Genomic DNA, 17538 nt, shown 5'->3' on the forward strand with positions numbered 1-17538 from the left:
CGTCAGCCAGTGCAACCTCCACCCGCCCACCACTATCGGTGTTCAGGAGGCCAGATCATGAGATGCCCAAGCTCCCGGTCGTAAGGAGTCGTCAGTCCCGCGTTAGTGGACAACCCTCACAGGCCGCAGGGGCCTTGATCCCTGATAACACTCAACAACCGTGGCGGGATGAGTGAGGACGAAGTCGATAATTTCAGGAGAAGTGCGATGCAACTGTGCGAAGCGTTCGAGCCACCACAACCATTGCTGGAATACCAGCAGGCGCCACTGCCCTACCCGGTCGAAGCACTCGGGGATCTGTTGGGCCCTGCGGTCGAACGACTGGCCGAGGTGATCGGCGTGCCCTGCGCTATGGCGGCACAATCAGTGCTCGCCAGCGCTGCCCTAGTAAGCCAGGGTCATGCCAATGCCCAACTCGATGGCCGATCCTATCCGTTGTCCCTTTACCTACTGACGGTTGCGTCCTCGGGTGATCGCAAAAGCGCGGTGGATCACCTGGCCCTGAAGGCGGCGCGCGACTGGGAACGACAGCAGTGGACCCTGCATGCGGAAAAGCTCAAAGCCTATCGCGCCGCTACCAGCATCATGGCCAAACCCAAAACCTCAAAGAACCATGCAGAGGCGGAAGGCAGCGAACTATCCGAGCCGATACCGCCGAGACTGATCATTGCCGAACCCACCATTGAGGCCCTGGTCAAAAGCCTGTGCCATGGCTTGCCCAGCATGGGCTTGTTCAATGACGAAGGTGGCCAGTTCTTGGGCAGCAGCACCATGAGCAAAGAGAATCTGCTTAAGGCGATCACCACCTTGTCGACACTGTGGGATGGCAGCCCGATCGACCGGGCGCGCTCCATGACAGGGGAAAGCCTGCGGGCCTATGATCGCCGCCTCAGCCTGCACCTGATGCTGCAGCCCTACCTGGCCAATCAGCTGTTCAAAGACCCGGTGATCAATGGCCAAGGCATCCTCGGCCGTTGCCTGATCAGTTGGCCCGAGCGCCTGGCCGGCCAGCGACTCTACAAGGCGATCGACCTGACCCGGGATGCCCGAGTCCAGCGCTACCAACAACGGATCACGGCCTTGCTGCAAAAGCCCTGGTCACTTCACAAGGATGGATCACTCAATCTCGCCACGCTGCAGCTGACTGCCCGTGCCCGCCGGGCCTGGATCAATATTCACGACACCATCGAGTGCCAGTCTGGCGAGTTCGGCGAGCTGGCCGGCGTCCAGCCTGTCGCGAGCAAGGCTGCGGCGAATGTACTGCGTATCGCGGGCGTGCTGGCCATGGTTGAAGAGGCCAGTGCGTTGGACGAAGCACACATCCAGCGCGCCTCCACGTTGATGGATTACTACCTGGCCGAGATCCAGCGCCTGACCGAACAGGAGCCGGTCAATAGCCGACGCGAGGAAGCGGATCGGCTGCTGCGCTGGCTGGCGCAGAAAGGCTGGACCCACTTCACCGTCCGCGACGTCAATCGCAACGGTCCTCGTTTTGCCCGCAAGAGCGCTGACCATACCGCCTCTTTATTCGTCGAGTTGATCACGCATCGCTGGCTGAACAGCCGCGATGGAAAAACGTTCGAGGTCCGCCATGTTTCGCCTCAATGACGCGGTGCGCCGCTACCAAGCGCAACATCAACCACGGCCAGAATTGCGGCGTGTCGCCGCTTCTGTCGCCATCCTGTCGCCACGCTCCAGGCCAGCAACGACAGGGGTTGTCGCCACTGTCGCCGCTGTCGCCGCTGTCGCCACACCATCAATTGAGCCTGCCCACCTCGCCCGGCTGATCGAGCAATTGCGTGAGGAAGGAGCACTGCTGCAACACCAGGAGAACGCCCTTCTGGTCCGCCCGACGCATTGGCAGCAGGTGGACAGGCTCAGCCCCCACTGGAAAGCCCTGCTGCTTTTTCTGCAAACAAACGAGAACGGTGATGACGATGGCACTGGTCGGTCGGCGTGAGGGTCGCAACTTTGGCTACGGTCGCCAGCTAAGTTACGCCGGTCCGCAAGCGCTCAAGGATTTGTTTGCCGGCGGTCACTTCGCCACGGTCAAAGCGCATAGCGATCGCTGGCAAGCGTTCGTGCGTTGGTGTCGGTCAGAGGACGGTCCCGGTTACAACGATGCACGCCAGATCGATCGACAGACACTACAAGACTACGCCATGTATCTGCGCCAGCAGATCCAGCAAGGTGAACTCGGCATCGCGACCGCGCAAAACCGCCTGAGCAGCGTCAACCGCACCCTCGCGGCGCTGCGCGGTGATCAGGACGTTAGGATCGCCAGTCCGAGCCAGGCGTTAGGACTGCAGCGCTCGAGCGTACGCACTCGCGCGCCGGATGGCCAAGATCACCAACAGGTGCGGCGAGTACTTGAGGCACTTGGCAAACAGCAACACGCTCGGGTGGCCGCGATTGTCCTGTTGGCCCGGGCAACCGGCATGCGCCTGCGCGAGGCGATCCTGGCGGACCTGCCACGCTTGCACCGCGAAGCCGAACATTTAGGCCGCATCAACATCCAGGACGGCACCAAAGGTGGTCGCTCAGGGGCTTCAGCGCCGCGATGGGTCGTGGCAAATGAAGCGGTGAAGGCGGCACTGCAGTTGGCTGATCATGCCTCGCCGCCCCGTAGCCGCAACTTGCTGGCCCGAGACGAAAGCTACGCCGTGTTCCTGCAACAGACCGTGCTTCCCGCCCGCGAAACGCTGCATGCACACGGTCTGAAGTGTTTTCATGAACTGCGAGCAGCCTACGCCTGCGAGCGTTACGAACAGCTCACTGGCCACGCCGCACCGGTTAATGGTGGTCACTGCCATCGTATTGACCGGGAACTGGATCGACAGGCGCGCCAACAGATCAGCTTTGAGCTCGGGCATAACCGGATCGATGTGGTTTCGGCCTACATTGGAGGTCGAGCGTGACCAAACCCTTCGATATGGCGCTGTTCCTGAGCGGCGTACTGACCGGCTCGCAGGCCACGCAACAACGCCACCTACGGCAAGCCCGAATAATGCAAGCAGCCATTCAACAGCGATGGCAACGGGATAACCCCTGGACTTGGCAACTCAAGCATGTTCGTTGGTTTCTGGCTCATTATCTAAGGGATCGCTCCGAGGCTACCCGATATTACTATCAACTTACCGCCCTGCTGATCTGGAAGCGGCTATGTAACCGCCCGCTTGGCATTTAGACTGGCCCTACCGGTATATGTGACATCGCCGGTATCAACGGGCTGCAGTCGGCTAGAAGCGTAAGCTCGACATTGACTCAGCAATACGCAGCAACCGCAGCGACCAGCCTTGAGCCGATGTCTCGCCCTGGCCCATTAACTACAGCTCCATTGCCTCAGACTACAGCTGGACTTCATGGGCGAAGCCTCAATGCCTTGTCTGGGAAATGACGAGACTCATTCGAGGACAATCCTAGATCTGTGTACACCGCACAGGACTGCATTGTACTTGAGAGATGTCCCCGACCGATTCATCCCGCAGTCGACCCAACGCCGCCTTCGGCAGCAGCACGAGCCAATCACAATCAGCCAATCGAGAACATTCGGCCTATACGCTCGCAGGCCGAAGCGTGATCCTATGTGTGGCTGCGCCACGCATAGGATCGACTGCCCTTGGCAACTTCAGTTGAAGATTACGAAGTCCTGTTGCCATGGAACTGCATGCCGATTTCACCTCGCTTCATCGCACGGCGGTACGTCACCATCGACTAGTAATGTTCTTCAATATAGGCGTATGCCTTCTCAAACAGGTCCTTGTCTTTGCTTAGGCCAAACTGCGCCAGGGTCAGCATGAGTGCTTTCTGGATTTCGCGTGGGCCACTGTTGGAGTTCTGCCAGCCCTCAAAGCGGGTAGCGTTCACAATTTTGTCGATCTGCTCGACCACATCACCAATCAGCTTCGGCGTGGTTTCCGGGCGGGTTTCCAGGAAGAGTTTGGTCAGCGCCTGCTTGTTGTCAGCCTCCGTTACCACCGGGTCACCGGTTTCACGCTCGGCCTGCACCGTATCTTTGGCGGCATCCAGTAGGCCCTTGAGCCAATCGATGGCCTTGATTACGCCTGCTTCATATTCTCGGCGCAATTTCTCCAGGCGCTCGCCGAGCTCGACGAACACAGCCTCGCCATGGCCGCGCAGACGTCCCATCAAGTCTATTTCCAGCCGGCGGGCACGTTTCTCCTGCTCTTTCTCGGTCAGGGTGAAGATGGCGTGTTCATCCATGATTAGCTCATCGATATCATCGCGTATGCGACTGATATCGGTGTGCTCGTGAATCATCTTAATGGTCTCAGGCCCTAACGCGGCCCAGACTAGCGCCCCCGTTTGACCAACCGGGCGTACTGACTCATAGATTTGCGCCAACCATTTGTAATCCTGGCGGTAGGGCGTCAGGAAAGGGTCGGGATTGATGGCAGACCAGAGTTTGGCCAGCACACCAAAGGCTGCGGCAAACTCATCGCGGCTTTTATTGTCCGGCAAACATTCCTGTGCGGCCAGTATGCCGTCGAAGCCTGTCAGGGTGCGGTCCACGTTCGGGAAGAAGGCCAGACACAGCTTCAACTGCTCTGGCAGCAACTCCTTGAATTTCTCGATGCCTTCGACAATCCCGTCGATCTCTTCCGGGTTATAGGCCAGCGCCGTGCGCAGGTTTTCGAATACGCCCAGATAGTCGATGATCAGGCCCATACGCTTGACCACCCCGTCCGCTTCATACAGACGATTGGTGCGGCACATGGCCTGCAGCAAAGTGTGGTCGCGCAGCGGTTTATCCAGGTACATGCAATAGCAAATGGGCGCATCGAAACCGGTCAGCAGCTTGGCGGTCACAATCAGCAGTTGCAGGGGTTGTTTCGGGTCTTTATAGGTTTCCAGCAGGTTTTTCTGCGCCTGCTCGTCATCATCGAATTTCTGCCAGCGCTCAAAGTCGGTTTGCTTGATCGGTAGATTGAGCTCTTCCTTCCACTTGCTCCAGTCTTTGTTGAACTTGCCATTCTCATCCTTCACCGGAGCCTGATCGATGTTCATGACCACCTCCACTGCGTCGAAACCCAGCTTGTTTCCCAATAGGTAATACATCTGAACGCAGGCATCGCGGTCATAGACCACCACCATGGCCTTCATTTTTTTCGGCTGCACATGGCTGGTGAAGTGTTCGGCAATGTCGGCGCTGATGGCCTCCATGCGTTTCGGTGCCTTGAGCATAACGGCCAGCTTACCGGCGCGTTTGGACAGGACGGCTTTTTCGTCCTCGTCCAGGTTGTTGTTTTTGACCAGTTGCTCGAACTCTTCGTTGATCGCCTCACGGTCGACCCGCAATTCGGCCAAACGGGGCTCGAACTTAACCGGGTTAGTGGCACCGTCGCGGATCGACTGTTTGTAGCTGTAGCGGTTCATATAGCGGCCGGGGTCTTCATTGGCGCCGAACAGCTTGAAAGTGTTGCGTTCGATGCCGGAGATCGGCGTACCGGTCAGGCCGTAGAAGTGAGCATTGGGCAGCGCCCAGCGCATCTTCTCGCCCAAGCCGCCTTCCTGGGTGCGGTGGGCTTCATCCACCAACACGATGATATTGTCGCGATTGTTCAGGCCAGCCAGGTTGTGCTCATCGATCTCAACATCTTTGAACTTGAAAATGGTGGTGATGAGGATACCTCGACTGTCCTGTTCGATATGTTCACCGAGCTTTTTACAGCTCTGCACCTTGATCAGGTTTTTCACATCGGCGCCGCCGAAAGTCTCGCTAATCTGGCTGTCCAGGTCACGGCGGTCGACCACGATCAGCACGGTGGGATTTTTCAGGTCGTTGTCGGCACGCAGCATCTTGGCCGCGTAGAGCATCAGCAGAGATTTACCTGAACCCTGGAAGTGCCAGATCAGGCCTTTTTTCGGGTAACCCTGTTTGACCCGCTCGACAATCAGTTTGGCCGTCTCGAACTGCGGGTAACGCGGCAGCAATTTGATGCGCCTGGGCGGCGTGTCTTTACCGGTTTTATGGGTAGAGAACAGCGCGAATGAGGCCAGCAGTTGCAGCAGGGTTTGCGGGTTCAGTAGCCCTTCGGCGCTCGCCAGCACGGATGCCAGCGTGGCAGGAATATCCTCGCGCTGATCAGTATGGTGCCAGGGGCCCCAATCCTTGACCCGAGCATTGATCGCGCCGTAGGCAAAGGTTTTGCCCTCGCTGGCGAAGCACAGCAGGTTGGGCACGAAGAAGGCCTGCACATGCCGCCAATAGTGCTTCTTGCCACCCATAAAGTCAGCAGCACCGTCTTGCCAACTAACACTGGGGCGAGTGGCGCTTTTCACTTCACCCACCACCAGCGGGATACCGTTTACATACAGCACGATATCGAAGAACACCTCGCCAGCCGCCACATAGTGCACCTGCTGGGCCACCACGAAGTGGTTGTTGTCGAGGTTGTCGAAGTCGATCAGGTTGATAGTGACGTGCTCGCCGTTCTCGCCAAAGGCCAGGGTTTTTTCGGCCAGCAGCCACGCCTGGAAATTTTCGTTGGCCCGGACCAGGCCACTGTGCGGGGCCTCCAATAGCACACCGCGCAGCTTATGGATTACCTCATCGGCATAATCCGGCTGTTGCCCGATGGCAGGGTTTAACGAACATAACGCGTCTTTTAGCCACTCATCGACAAAGATATCCTGCGCCTTCTTTGGCAGGTTCTCGCCGTGGCAGTAAGTCCACTTTACCCCGCTTAAATTTTTTAAGCGGGCGATAATTCCATTTTCGGTGACGGTTTTTTCGTTAAACATAGGACTTACAAAACTCCTGTGACAGTACGACAGCCTTCAGCTCCTTGTGCCTTTCAATTGAAAATTGAAGAGCATTTGTATTTCTCTCAAAATCATCCAAAGCATCAACTATACCTGCTAACTGCTCCGCCACCGGAAAGGGAATCTTCAACTTCTTAACAATCCCCGAACTCAGATTTTTCTGAGTAGTTTCATTACCGAATTCTCTTAGATCATAATAGCAGTGTTTAAGGTAATGATAGATGTACCGGTTTTTTTCTTTTGACGAAGCATTAATACATAGACAAGCCTGATTCATTGCTGCATCAGTTTTTAAGATGGCCACTCGCCCTCTCGTAACACCTTGACCATACATCGCAAGAAGCACGCTTCCTGCTGGTGCGACTTTAGCAGAGCTGGACCTAAGCCCTAAGCTGGTAATTTTTTCTTCCGCACTATAAATATCTTTATAGTCAATTTCCGCAGTCTTTATCCATGGAATATCTCCATTCCAAAAGTCTGGATTTTTCCTAGAGGGTGTGCCACCAGAAAATATATCACATACCGAAGACAACTCTAAAACACTCCAGCCTTTCTTTAACATCACATTACTTTCACGCAGGCCATTAAGATCGCCGAGCGAAAGTTTAACTTCACCCTTAAAAATCGAACTCAAAAGCTTTTCTCCGGCCCTTAGAGCGGAGCTATACAAAGCTTCCAGCCCGTCAAGCTTCAAAAACAACCGAAGCAACAAAAGTTGTTTATCAACATTCGGAATACAAAATTCTTGACTTGCTAAAACCTTCCATTTAATTGTGGGCGACAACGATCCTTCTGATATAGCCACAGCACGATTCATAAATATATCGGACTGCATAAAAAATGGTAAAAAGCCGGGAATCACGCTATCCGGATTCGCTTCCAAAACCATTGCGTGAGCAGAGCAAATACAATCCCAATCGGCTACAGCAACCTTACGTTGATATGCCCGACGCTTACCAAAGATAATCTGGCCTTTTTTTACCAAGAGTTTTTGTCCGGCCACATCACTGGGCACGCCATAGCGCGTGATTTTCAAGCTATCCGGGTCCAAGTGTTCCAGACCTACATAAATATCGAGCTCGGTTTCGCTGGGTTCTACGCGTTTTGAGACATGCTTGGCAATATCGCCAAATTTCACCATTCGCCAGCCTTCGGGTAACTGCTGCCCTGTCATTTGTCGCTCACCTCATACCCTAGCCCTGCGAGGCTTCTAAATAACTTTGCGGACTGCTTTTTTAACTGAATTCTGCCAACTTTCCAGGCCTCAATGGCATGTTCGACATCATGCACTTCCTCATTGCTGCGGGCCTCCACATAGAGCGGAATTGATAGATTGTGCTGGTTCTCGCGTATCGTCTCGACATCTACCACTGCTGTAATGGCCGGCTGCTTGTCCGGTTCAAAGTAGGCTTCGGTCATTACAGCCAGGTCGTCATCCGAGAGCCGACTATGGGTACGCTTGCGGGTGACATGCTGGATGCCATTGATAAATAGAACCTTGCCTTTGCGCTCAGTGGCTTTGTTGCAGTTGAGCACCACCACGCAGGATTCCATCGGAGAGTTATAGAACAGATTAGGGCCAAGACCGATCACCGCTTCGATAATGTCTGACTCGATGACCTGCTTGCGGATGGCCTGCTCCGAGTCGCGGAATAACACGCCATGGGGCCAGAGCATGGCGGCACGGCCTGTGCCGGGCTTCAGGCTTTTGATGATATGGGTGTAAAAACCATAGTCAGCGCAGCCCTGCGGCGGTACGCCGTATAGGTTGCGGCCATAGGGGTCGGCAGCAAACTTGTCGCGGTTCCATTTTTTGATGGAGTACGGCGGGTTGGCGAAGATCACGTCGAACTGCTTGAGCTGGTCGCCCTCGATAAATTTGGGCTCTGCAAGTGTGTCGCCGCGCAGCACTTCGAACTCTTCGATTTCATGCAGAAACATGTTCATACGGGCGATGGCGGATGTGAGCAGATTCACTTCCTGGCCATAGAGTTTGACGCTGCGCCATTCCTTACCTTCGTCCCGTAGGTCCATCACCGCGTTGAGCAGCATACCGCCGGTGCCGCAAGTGGGGTCGTAGGCAGTTTCACCGGGTTTGAGACCCATGATGCGGGTCATCAGGTGCACCACGGTGCGATTGGTATAAAACTCGGCAGCGGTGTGGCCGGAATCGTCGGCGAACTTCTTGATCAGGTATTCGTACGCTTCGCCCAGATCGTCCTGCGCCACCGACTTGATGCCCAGGGGGATCTTGCTGAAGTGCTCAATCAGGTCGGCCAGCAGGTGGTCGGGTAGACGCTCTTTGTTGGTCCACTGGGCATCGCCGAATACGCCGTGCAGGCGTTCGTTGTGAGTCTCGATCAGGCGCAGGGCATTCTGGATGGCTTCGCCGATGTTCTTGCTAGTGTGGCGCACCTTTTCCCAGCGCGCCTCCTGGGGAATATGGAAGCGGTGAAACATGGGCATGACGGCATAGTCGGCATCGCCCTCGTTGACTTCCATGGCCTCGACATACTCTTCAAGGTAAACGTCTGACAGGCGTTTATAGAACAGTAGCGGGAAGATGTACTGCTTGTAGTCGGAGGCGTCGATTTGCCCGCGAAGAAACTCGGCCGCTCCCCAAAGGAGGTCTTCGAGTTTCTTTTTGCCAAGTTGGGAGGCTTGGTTTTTCTGGTACTCAATCATTCTTACGAGTCTTGTCTGATAGCTGATGAGCAAGCTGGCTCAGGTCGGCGAGGCGTTTGTCTGCGCCGGCTGCTCTTTCATGTTGGCGCTGCTGGTGAAACTGCTCGTACTGCGACTCCGTGTGTTGCTTGATGAACTGCGAGGTGTTGCTGTCGGCGCTATCCGTGCTCATAGCTCAAACCCTTCCTTGATCAGCAGCTCTTCCAGCTCCTGCTCGGCCTGCTCCAGTGCGGCTAGTTTCTGCTGAAAGTCTTTCAGCGCCTCTTCGACGGTGATGGTTTCTTCTTCCAGTGGCTTTTGCACATAGCGGGCAATGTTCAGGTTGAAGTCGTTTTCGGCAATTTCACACAGCGACACCCAGCGCGCTACGCCCTCCAATGCTGTGGCAGAGGGGCCTTGCTGATACTGCTCCAGGTAGATCTGGTAAATCTGATCCGCCTGGGCATTGCTCAGGGTGTTTTGCGCGCGGCCTTTGGTGAAAATCTCCTCGGCATTGATAATCAATACATGATCACGATGCTCGTCAGGGCGCTGCTTGCGCAGCAACAGGATGCAAGCCGGGATAGCGGTGCCGTAAAACAGGTTGGGGGCTACGCCGATAATGGCTTCGATGCGGTTTTCTTGGAGCAGGCTGGTGCGGATTCGGCCCTCTGCCGCACCACGGAACAGCACGCCATGGGGCAGCACAACCGCCATGCGCCCATCGGCATTGAGGGAGGCGAACATGTGCTGTACCCAGGCAAAGTCCCCGTTGGTTTTCGGGGCCAGGCCGTGACTGTTGCGACTGTAGGCGTCCGCCGCCCACTTTTCATGTCCCCACTCGCTGAGGCTGAACGGTGGATTGGCGATCACGCAATCAAAGGTTTCGAGCCTGTCATAGATCAGAAACTTGGGCTCACGCAGGGTATCGCCGCGAACAATCTCAAAGTCTTCCTGGCCATGGAGAAACAGGTTCATGCGGGCAATGGCTTCAGTGGTCAGATTCTTTTCCTGACCTTTGAGCTTCAGCAGCCGGGGATCACCCGCGTTTTCTCGAACGTGATGAATGGTCTCCAGCAACATGCCGCCCGTGCCGCAGGCCGGGTCATAAACGCTTTCACCCGCTTTGGGGTCAAGAATGTTGACCATCAGCCGCACAATGGTGCGCGGGGTGTAGAACTCGCCGGCTTTCTTGTTGGCTTTGTCGGCAAAGCGCTTGATCAAGTATTCATAGGCACGCCCCATATCGTCGTTACGAACGCTGGCAACCCCGAGATCAACTTTGTTGAAGTGGTTGAGCAACGTGGCCAGAAGCTCATCCGGCAAGCGTTCTTTATTGGTCCAACTGGCATCGCCGAAGATCCCATGCAACTGGGGGTTGGCTTGCTCTATGCCTAGAAAAGCATTTTTGAGTGCCTTGCCGATATCGTGGGACTGGGCAAACACGTCATCCCAGTGGCTGCCAACAGGAACCTGGATACGATGGAAGATTTTCTCGCGCGCCAGCTCCGCGCTGCCGACCTTGGCCAGCACCTCTTCAAACTCTTCGTCATATACATCGCAGATCCGTTTGAAGAACAGGATCGGGAATATGTAGGTTTTGTAGTCGGAGGCGTCGATGGGGCCGGTGATGATGTGCGCGGCGTGCCATAGGTGGGCTTCAAGGTCTTTTAAGTTAATCAGGGTCATTTTTACTCGAAAAAATCTTGAGCAGCTGGTCGGGTAGCCTGCTCCGCTGGCAGGCTAGAGATGGGGCAAGTGTACTGGATATCATTGAATAGGAGGCCAGCATGTCGAAACTACGGAGGCCTTAGCGCTGTGAGTGGAAGCGCTTCAGCTTAGTCAAGACAATTGGCAGAGATATCGCGAAGAATCCCAACAACCTGCGGAAACCTCTGGTATTCCAAAAGGTATTCCACACACACCCATAAAAGAAATTTACCTATCAAAATCAACAAATTAACAATCCTGTTCAACTTACCCCGGCTCTAAAGACGCCCACAGACGTCTTTTTTGCGCCTGAAATCCAGCAGAACCGAGGCGTTGAGCCTCACGCAGGGCAAAATATGCTTTATGCGCTCTAACCGTTGCTGTATCCCACTTTGCATCCTAAATATTGCGCGACTATTTTTTGAAATGCTTCCTCTAAGACGAAACAGTTATCCATGCTCTGCCGCCAATAAGGCCCTGAACTGGGAAGCAATCTCGGCAGACAGCCCCGCAGCTTCGAACACAGCGCAGGTAAAGCTGACAGGAGCTGGACCTGGAGCAGTGATGATGCGCTCGCTAACTACAGCGCCTTGGCTACTTTGATAAAGCGAAGCGCCCTGATAACCCAAGGCATTCTGCAGCAGGAAGTCAGCACTGTTTGAGGTATGCGCAACCTTGTCCAGAAGACCCGCCCTTGCAAGCGCAAGTGTCCCTCCACAGATCCCGGCAATTGCCGCTCCATTTGAACGACTGGTATCCAGGAAGCCACGTATATCCGGTGCATCCGCACGCTCCCAGATCATCCCACCAATCACGACGACAACGTCTGGCTTCCAGTCAAGGCACTGCTGCAAGCTGCTTTCCACCGTGACAACCAATCCACCCTGCGAGCAGAACTGTCCCGTTACAGGCGCGAAAAACCTGACGTCGATCCCGTAAAACGGAAATGCGGTCCCTGCAATAAATGCGTATTCCCAATCTGCAAAACCAGGTGTCAGTACCAAACCCACGCGAGCCATCAATTAAATCCTCCATGAATACGAATAACCTTACGCGAGCGCTGGCGCTGTGGAAGCGAGTCCGCTCGCGAAGGCCGCTAACGATACCGTGTGCCTACAGGATAATCGCGATGTTCTTGAGACCTTCGCGAGCTGGCTCGCTCCTCCAGTTGAAGTCACACGGCCCCGTCAGGTCGCGCCAGACGCACACCCCGCCGCCCTTTAATCAAACCCACAACCAGCGACGAAAGAATCAGCACAATCGATACCCCTTCATTGAAATCAATCTGATGCCCCAGCATCAGCATCGAACCTGCGATCCCGAACACCGGAATCAGCAAGGACAGCGGTGCGACCCTCGATACCGGGTACTCACGCAGCAATAAATTCCAGCCCCAATAACAGAAATGCGTCGCCGCGTAGACCTGAAACAACAGCGAGAGCAGCGCCACCCACTCAAAGTGCGTGAGCAGTGCGGTAAACGGCGCAGGCCCATGCGCAAGCCAGGTGAGCAGCAACAAGGGGATCGGCGCAAACAGGCTGGCCCAGACCACAAAGGCGAACATTTCCCGCACTTTTGACTGCTTGATGATGACGTTGCCGACACTCCAACTGAATGCACTAACCAGTAACAAGCCATAGCCTACGGTCGTGCCATGACCGGGGCTGGCGAGGATAATGTTGGCCAGACCCAGCACTGCCAGCCCGATTCCGAGCATTTGCCCAAGGCTCAGGTGTTCGCGAAACAGCAACACGCCCCAGCCCATGGTGAAAAAAGCACTGAACTGGATCAGCAGCGCGGCGGTTCCGGGCGGCACGCCCGCTTCGATGCCAAGGTTGATCAGCGCCCACATCGCAACCCCGAAAATCAGCCCATAAGCAGCCAGCCACTTGATGGCGATCGGGGGGCGCTTGACGAAAAACACCCACGGCAGTGCCGCGAGGGTGAATCGAAGCGCCGTCAGCAGCAGTGGATCAATCGCCGCCAGGCCCAGCTTGGTAATGGGGAAGTTCAGGCCCCAGATCGCTGTCACCAGTACAGCTAAAATCAGGTGTTTCTTTTGCATAGTGTGCTAATTCCGCAAGGCAGGGCTGACGGCTGTATGCGCCAACCAGAACAACACTATGAACAATTTCAGCATCGGCCCGCTTGCACTATCAGGTCATAGATCATTAAATTCGGGCCATGCGCGAAACTGACATAGACACCTACGAAAATATCCCCCGCGACGCGGTAGTCACGGCCAATAACTATCGAGACGGGCAGCACTTTGCCCTGCATACCCATCAGCGCGGGCAATTTGCCTATGCAGCTTGCGGTGTGATCACGGTGTTCACCAGCCAGGGCAACTGGGTGGTGCCGCCACAAAGGGCTATCTGGGTTCCCGCGGGAATACCTCACGAAATGAGCATGGCCGGGCCGGTGACCATGCTTAACACTTACATCCGCAACCCCGTTGCCACCCGGCTTGGCCTGACCGAGCACTGCCAGGTCTTCGACGTGTCGGCATTGCTTCGCCAGTTGTTGATCCAGGCCATGGATATTCCGGCGCTGTATGACGAGGCCCAGCGGGAAGGTCTGGTGATGAGCTTGCTGCTTCACGAGATTGCCGAAATGTCGCCCCTGTCACTCAATGCGCCACTTCCAACCGAGCCACGGCTGGCAGAGGCTTGCCGCAACCTGCTGGCGCAGCCGTCACTGGATATCGGGATTGATGATATGAGCCGCCAGGTTGGCATGAGCCGTCGCACATTCACCCGACTGTTTCGCCAACAGACCGGCATCAGCTTTGTTGAGTGGCGCCAGCAGGCATGCCTGTTGGCCGCGGTGGTGCGTTTGGGTAACGCAGAGCCGATCACGCGAGTGGCGACCGATCTGGGCTATAGCAGCCCAAGTGCCTTCACCAGTGTTTTTCGCAGGGTATTGGGCGAGGTGCCCAGTCGGTATTTCCCCAAAGAACTGTCCTTGAACAACAAGGTGATTTTGTAGCCGCTGCCGCAGGCGGCGATAAGGGCCGCAGGTCCTTCTGATGGACTGCTGAGCACTCCATCGTCGCCTGCGGCAGCGGCTACAAAAAATTGCCGTGTTTCCTGCCCCCATAAAAAAACCTCGCCGACCTTTCACAGTAGGCGAGGTTTTTTATCACGCGAGACTTAAACCGCGTTTGTCGACTGCGGCCGACGCACGTCAGGCTGTTTCCAGGACTCGGCCATCGACTCGTCGATAGCTTGCTGAATGGCCTTTTTGCGGTGTTCCTCAGCGCGGCGGCTGAAGAACCACACCATAAATGTCACCAGCGACACCGCCAGCAGAATCAGGCTGGCCACGGCGTTGATCTCGGGTTTAACCCCCAGACGCACCGCCGAGAACACTTCCATCGGCAGGGTCGTAGACCCCGGACCAGACACGAAGCTGGCCAATACCAGGTCGTCCAGCGACAGGGCAAAGGACATCATGGCTCCCGCCGCCAATGAAGGCGCGATCATTGGGATGGTGATCAGAAAGAACACTTTCCACGGTTTGGCACCCAGGTCCATGGCCGCTTCTTCGATCGACAGGTCCAGCTCACGCAGACGCGACGACACCACCACGGCCACATAGGCCGAGCAGAACGTGGTGTGGGCGATCCAGATGGTGACGATACCGCGTTCTTGCGGCCAGCCAATCATCTGCGCCATGGCCACGAACAGCAGCAACAGCGACAGACCGGTGATCACTTCCGGCATTACCAACGGCGCAGTCACCAAGCCGCCAAACAGCGTGCGGCCCTTGAAGTGGCTGATACGGGTCAGTACAAACGCCGCCAAGGTACCCAGCGCCACCGCTGCAACCGCCGTGTACAAGGCGATTTCCAGCGAACGCATGACCGAGCCCATCAGCTGGGTGTTGTCCAGCAGGCCCACGTACCACTTCAGCGACCAACCGCCCCATACCGTCACCAGCTTGGAGGCGTTGAACGAGTAGAGCACCAGGATCAGCATCGGCAGGTAGATGAACAACAACCCCGCGACCAACATAAAGCTAGAAAAACGGAAGCGATTCATATCTTGCCCTCCAGCTCTTTAGCCTGGCTGCGGTTGAACAGAATGATGGGCACGATCAGGATCGCCAGCATGACCACAGCAAGCGCGGAGGCTACCGGCCAGTCACGGTTGTTGAAGAACTCTTGCCACAACACTTTACCGATCATCAGGGTTTCCGGCCCGCCCAGCAGTTCCGGGATCACGAACTCGCCTACCACCGGGATAAACACCAGCATGCAGCCGGCGATAATGCCGTTTTTGGACAGCGGAACGGTGATTTTCCAGAAGCTGTTGAAAGTGCTCGAACCCAGGTCGGACGCAGCTTCCAGCAAGCTGTTGTCATGTTTCACGAGGTTGGCGTACAGCGGCAGGATCATAAACGGCAAGTACGAATACACGATGCCGATATACACCGCGATATTGGTGTTGAGGATCTGCAACGGTTCGTTGATCCAGCCCATCGACATCAGGAAGCCATTGAGCAGGCCGTTGTTGCTGAGGATACCCATCCAGGCATACACACGAATCAGGATCGCGGTCCAGGTCGGCATCATGATCAGCAGCACCAGTACGGTCTGCATCTCTTTGCGCGCATTGGCGATGGCGTAGGCCATCGGATAACCGATCAGCAGGCACAACGCCGTGCTGAAAAAGGCCATCTTCAACGAGCCCAGGTAGGCGGCGAGGTACAACTCGTCGTCGCCCAGCATGGCGTAGTTGCCCAGGTTCAGCAGCATCTGGATTTTTTGATCAACGTAGCCGTAGATCTCGGTGTACGGCGGAATGGCGACGTCAGCCTCAGCAAAACTGATCTTCAGTACGATAAAGAACGGCAGCATGAAGAACAGAAACAGCCACAGGAATGGAATCCCGATGACCACTTGACGGCCACCGGGGGTTATTCGTTGCAGTCGGCGTTTGAGTTTTCGCATGTTCATGAGCGCAGTACCACGCCGCTGTCGTCTTCCCACCAGACGTAGACTTCGTCGTCCCAGGTCGGGCGGGCGCCACGGCGTTCGGCATTGGCCATGAACGACTGGACAATCTTGCCGCCAGGCAACTCCACATAAAATACCGAGTGCCCGCCGAGGTAGGCGATGTCATGCACCTTGCCCTGCGACCAGTTATAGGCGGACTCGGGCTTGATAGTACTGACCAGCATTTTTTCCGGGCGGATGGCGTAGGTAATCGACTTGTCCTGCAGTGACGTTGTCACCCCATGGCCGACGTAGATCTTGCGCTCCAATTCCGGGCTGTGAATGATTGCGTAGCCTTCCTCGTCGTCTATGACCGTGCCGTCAAAGGAATTCACATTGCCGATAAACTCGCAGACCATACGGCTGACGGGTGCTTCATAGATGTCTACCGGGCTGCCGATTTGCGCGATCCAGCCCAGGTGCATGATGGCGATACGCTCAGCCATGGTCATGGCTTCTTCCTGGTCGTGAGTCACCATCACGCAGGTCACGCCTACGCGCTCGATGATCTGTACCAGTTCGAGCTGCATCTGCGAACGCAGTTTTTTGTCCAGCGCACCCATCGGCTCGTCGAGCAACAGCAATTTCGGACGCTTGGCCAACGAACGGGCCAGGGCCACACGCTGACGCTGACCACCAGACAACTGATGCGGCTTGCGTTTGGCGTACTGGGTCATGTGCACCAACCGCAGCATTTCCTCTACGCGGGCGTCGATATCACTGGCGGACAAACGATCCTGTTTCAAGCCAAAGGCGATGTTCTGCGCCACCGTCATGTGCGGGAACAGCGCGTATGACTGGAACATCATATTGATCGGCCGCTCGTAGGGCGGCATATCAGTGATGTCTACACCATCGAGAAAAATACGGCCCTCTGTTGGACGCTCAAAGCCTGCCAGCATGCGCAGAAGGGTCGATTTGCCGGAGCCGGAACCTCCGAGCAGGGCGAAGATTTCGCCTTGATGGATCTCCAGGGATACATCGTCAACAGCAATGGTTTCGTCGAATTTTTTGCTGACTCGGTCGACTTTTACCAACACCTTTTTCGGTGCCTGATGACCTTCAAGAGCCTTCCTGTAAGTACTGGAGGCGTTTGCCATATGAAACTCCCAACAGCTTCAGTCGCCAGGCCAACACGGCCCGACTTAATAGTTGATCGCAAACCCGCAGCGACGGGTTTATTCGGCGCCGACGTCCCGGCAGCCTGGTAGTACTTGTTGTTATCGCAGCTTGTTGTGTGACGCAAAGACACGCCCGCCAGCGTTACGCAGGCAGCAAAATCGATGTGAGCGAGCTTTTCCGGAGCTTAGTCTTGTTGATTTTAATTAACAACTCCAATGTAAAAAATCTAAAACACTTTTCAGTAATCTTCATGATCA

Annotated in this window: 15 protein-coding genes; 5 read left to right on the forward strand and 10 right to left on the reverse strand. The window is 55.7% G+C overall.

The features are described from left to right. The first annotated feature begins 207 nt into the window (after positions 1-207). Genes N7D90_RS20895 through N7D90_RS20910 form a run of 4 tightly spaced genes read left to right on the forward strand, consistent with a single transcriptional unit; the run spans position 208 to position 3187 of the window. Positions 208-1608: a YfjI family protein gene (locus N7D90_RS20895; protein ID WP_261739760.1), complete on the forward strand. Its 1401-nt coding sequence runs from the start codon at positions 208-210 to the stop codon at positions 1606-1608. Further along, complete coding sequence (locus tag N7D90_RS20900) at positions 1592-1960, forward strand: hypothetical protein (protein ID WP_261739761.1); 369 nt, start codon at positions 1592-1594, stop codon at positions 1958-1960. Before N7D90_RS20895 ends, N7D90_RS20900 begins: the two co-directional genes overlap by 17 nt. Further along, positions 1938-2918, forward strand: a complete 981-nt coding sequence (locus tag N7D90_RS20905) for an integrase domain-containing protein (protein WP_261742499.1) — start codon at positions 1938-1940, stop codon at positions 2916-2918. Before N7D90_RS20900 ends, N7D90_RS20905 begins: the two co-directional genes overlap by 23 nt. After that, positions 2915-3187: a hypothetical protein gene (locus N7D90_RS20910; RefSeq protein ID WP_261739762.1), complete on the forward strand. Its 273-nt coding sequence runs from the start codon at positions 2915-2917 to the stop codon at positions 3185-3187. The genes N7D90_RS20905 and N7D90_RS20910 overlap by 4 nt, the downstream gene beginning before the upstream one ends. Positions 3188-3714: 527 nt before the next feature. Here N7D90_RS20910 and N7D90_RS20920 read toward each other — a convergent pair. The 7 genes from N7D90_RS20920 to N7D90_RS20950 form a co-directional block, all read right to left on the reverse strand. After that, on the reverse strand, positions 3715-6765 hold the full coding sequence (locus N7D90_RS20920; RefSeq protein WP_261739763.1) for a type I restriction endonuclease subunit R: 3051 nt from the start codon (positions 6763-6765) through the stop codon (positions 3715-3717). Beyond that, positions 6758-7960 (reverse strand): restriction endonuclease subunit S, encoded by a 1203-nt coding sequence (locus N7D90_RS20925; RefSeq protein ID WP_261739764.1) that lies wholly within the window; start codon positions 7958-7960, stop codon positions 6758-6760. The genes N7D90_RS20920 and N7D90_RS20925 overlap by 8 nt, the downstream gene beginning before the upstream one ends. Next, the gene (locus N7D90_RS20930; RefSeq protein WP_410011892.1) at positions 7957-9504 is read right to left on the reverse strand and encodes an N-6 DNA methylase; all 1548 of its coding nucleotides are present in this window, start codon (positions 9502-9504) and stop codon (positions 7957-7959) included. The genes N7D90_RS20925 and N7D90_RS20930 overlap by 4 nt, the downstream gene beginning before the upstream one ends. Then, positions 9464-9643, reverse strand: coding sequence for a hypothetical protein (locus N7D90_RS20935; protein ID WP_261739765.1), 180 nt, complete (start codon positions 9641-9643; stop codon positions 9464-9466). The genes N7D90_RS20930 and N7D90_RS20935 overlap by 41 nt, the downstream gene beginning before the upstream one ends. Next, positions 9640-11139 carry a class I SAM-dependent DNA methyltransferase gene (locus tag N7D90_RS20940; RefSeq protein WP_261739766.1) on the reverse strand — a complete coding sequence of 500 codons (1500 nt, stop codon included), beginning with the start codon at positions 11137-11139 and terminating at the stop codon, positions 9640-9642. Before N7D90_RS20940 ends, N7D90_RS20935 begins: the two co-directional genes overlap by 4 nt. 470 nt (positions 11140-11609) lie before the next feature. Next, positions 11610-12179, reverse strand: coding sequence for a DJ-1/PfpI family protein (locus N7D90_RS20945; protein WP_261742501.1), 570 nt, complete (start codon positions 12177-12179; stop codon positions 11610-11612). 155 nt (positions 12180-12334) lie between these two features. Next, on the reverse strand, positions 12335-13225 hold the full coding sequence (locus N7D90_RS20950; RefSeq protein ID WP_261739767.1) for an EamA family transporter: 891 nt from the start codon (positions 13223-13225) through the stop codon (positions 12335-12337). 119 nt (positions 13226-13344) lie between these two features. Here N7D90_RS20950 and N7D90_RS20955 point away from each other — a divergent pair, with 119 nt between their 5' ends. Then, positions 13345-14148 carry an AraC family transcriptional regulator gene (locus N7D90_RS20955; RefSeq protein ID WP_261739768.1) on the forward strand — a complete coding sequence of 268 codons (804 nt, stop codon included), beginning with the start codon at positions 13345-13347 and terminating at the stop codon, positions 14146-14148. Positions 14149-14312: 164 nt separating this feature from the next. Here N7D90_RS20955 and N7D90_RS20960 read toward each other — a convergent pair whose 3' ends face one another. The 3 genes from N7D90_RS20960 to N7D90_RS20970 are packed head-to-tail and all read right to left on the reverse strand — an operon-like array spanning position 14313 to position 17259. Further along, entirely contained in the window at positions 14313-15203 is an 891-nt protein-coding gene (locus N7D90_RS20960; RefSeq protein WP_261739769.1) for an ABC transporter permease subunit, read from the reverse strand. Next, on the reverse strand, positions 15200-16120 hold the full coding sequence (locus tag N7D90_RS20965; protein ID WP_261739770.1) for an ABC transporter permease subunit: 921 nt from the start codon (positions 16118-16120) through the stop codon (positions 15200-15202). The genes N7D90_RS20960 and N7D90_RS20965 overlap by 4 nt, the downstream gene beginning before the upstream one ends. Continuing rightward, positions 16117-17259, reverse strand: coding sequence for an ABC transporter ATP-binding protein (locus N7D90_RS20970; protein ID WP_261739771.1), 1143 nt, complete (start codon positions 17257-17259; stop codon positions 16117-16119). Before N7D90_RS20970 ends, N7D90_RS20965 begins: the two co-directional genes overlap by 4 nt. Positions 17260-17538: the final 279 nt, after the last annotated feature.

Origin of the sequence: Pseudomonas fragi, from assembly GCF_025426255.1 — a bacterium.
Classification (GTDB): Bacteria; Pseudomonadota; Gammaproteobacteria; order Pseudomonadales; family Pseudomonadaceae; genus Aquipseudomonas; species Aquipseudomonas kulmbachensis.

Excerpts from the sequence above, each read along its gene's own strand:
- N7D90_RS20955 (WP_261739768.1), top strand. The coding sequence starts at position 13,345 with ATGCGCGAAACTGACATAGACACCTACGAAAATATCCCCCGCGACGCG.
- N7D90_RS20950 (WP_261739767.1), bottom strand. The coding sequence starts at position 13,225 with ATGCAAAAGAAACACCTGATTTTAGCTGTACTGGTGACAGCGATCTGG.
- N7D90_RS20895 (WP_261739760.1), top strand. The coding sequence starts at position 208 with ATGCAACTGTGCGAAGCGTTCGAGCCACCACAACCATTGCTGGAATAC.
- N7D90_RS20940 (WP_261739766.1), bottom strand. The coding sequence starts at position 11,139 with ATGACCCTGATTAACTTAAAAGACCTTGAAGCCCACCTATGGCACGCC.
- N7D90_RS20965 (WP_261739770.1), bottom strand. The coding sequence starts at position 16,120 with ATGAACATGCGAAAACTCAAACGCCGACTGCAACGAATAACCCCCGGT.
- N7D90_RS20935 (WP_261739765.1), bottom strand. The coding sequence starts at position 9,643 with ATGAGCACGGATAGCGCCGACAGCAACACCTCGCAGTTCATCAAGCAA.
- N7D90_RS20920 (WP_261739763.1), bottom strand. The coding sequence starts at position 6,765 with ATGTTTAACGAAAAAACCGTCACCGAAAATGGAATTATCGCCCGCTTA.
- N7D90_RS20900 (WP_261739761.1), top strand. The coding sequence starts at position 1,592 with ATGTTTCGCCTCAATGACGCGGTGCGCCGCTACCAAGCGCAACATCAA.
- N7D90_RS20945 (WP_261742501.1), bottom strand. The coding sequence starts at position 12,179 with ATGGCTCGCGTGGGTTTGGTACTGACACCTGGTTTTGCAGATTGGGAA.
- N7D90_RS20970 (WP_261739771.1), bottom strand. The coding sequence starts at position 17,259 with ATGGCAAACGCCTCCAGTACTTACAGGAAGGCTCTTGAAGGTCATCAG.
- N7D90_RS20925 (WP_261739764.1), bottom strand. The coding sequence starts at position 7,960 with ATGACAGGGCAGCAGTTACCCGAAGGCTGGCGAATGGTGAAATTTGGC.
- N7D90_RS20905 (WP_261742499.1), top strand. The coding sequence starts at position 1,938 with ATGGCACTGGTCGGTCGGCGTGAGGGTCGCAACTTTGGCTACGGTCGC.
- N7D90_RS20960 (WP_261739769.1), bottom strand. The coding sequence starts at position 15,203 with ATGAATCGCTTCCGTTTTTCTAGCTTTATGTTGGTCGCGGGGTTGTTG.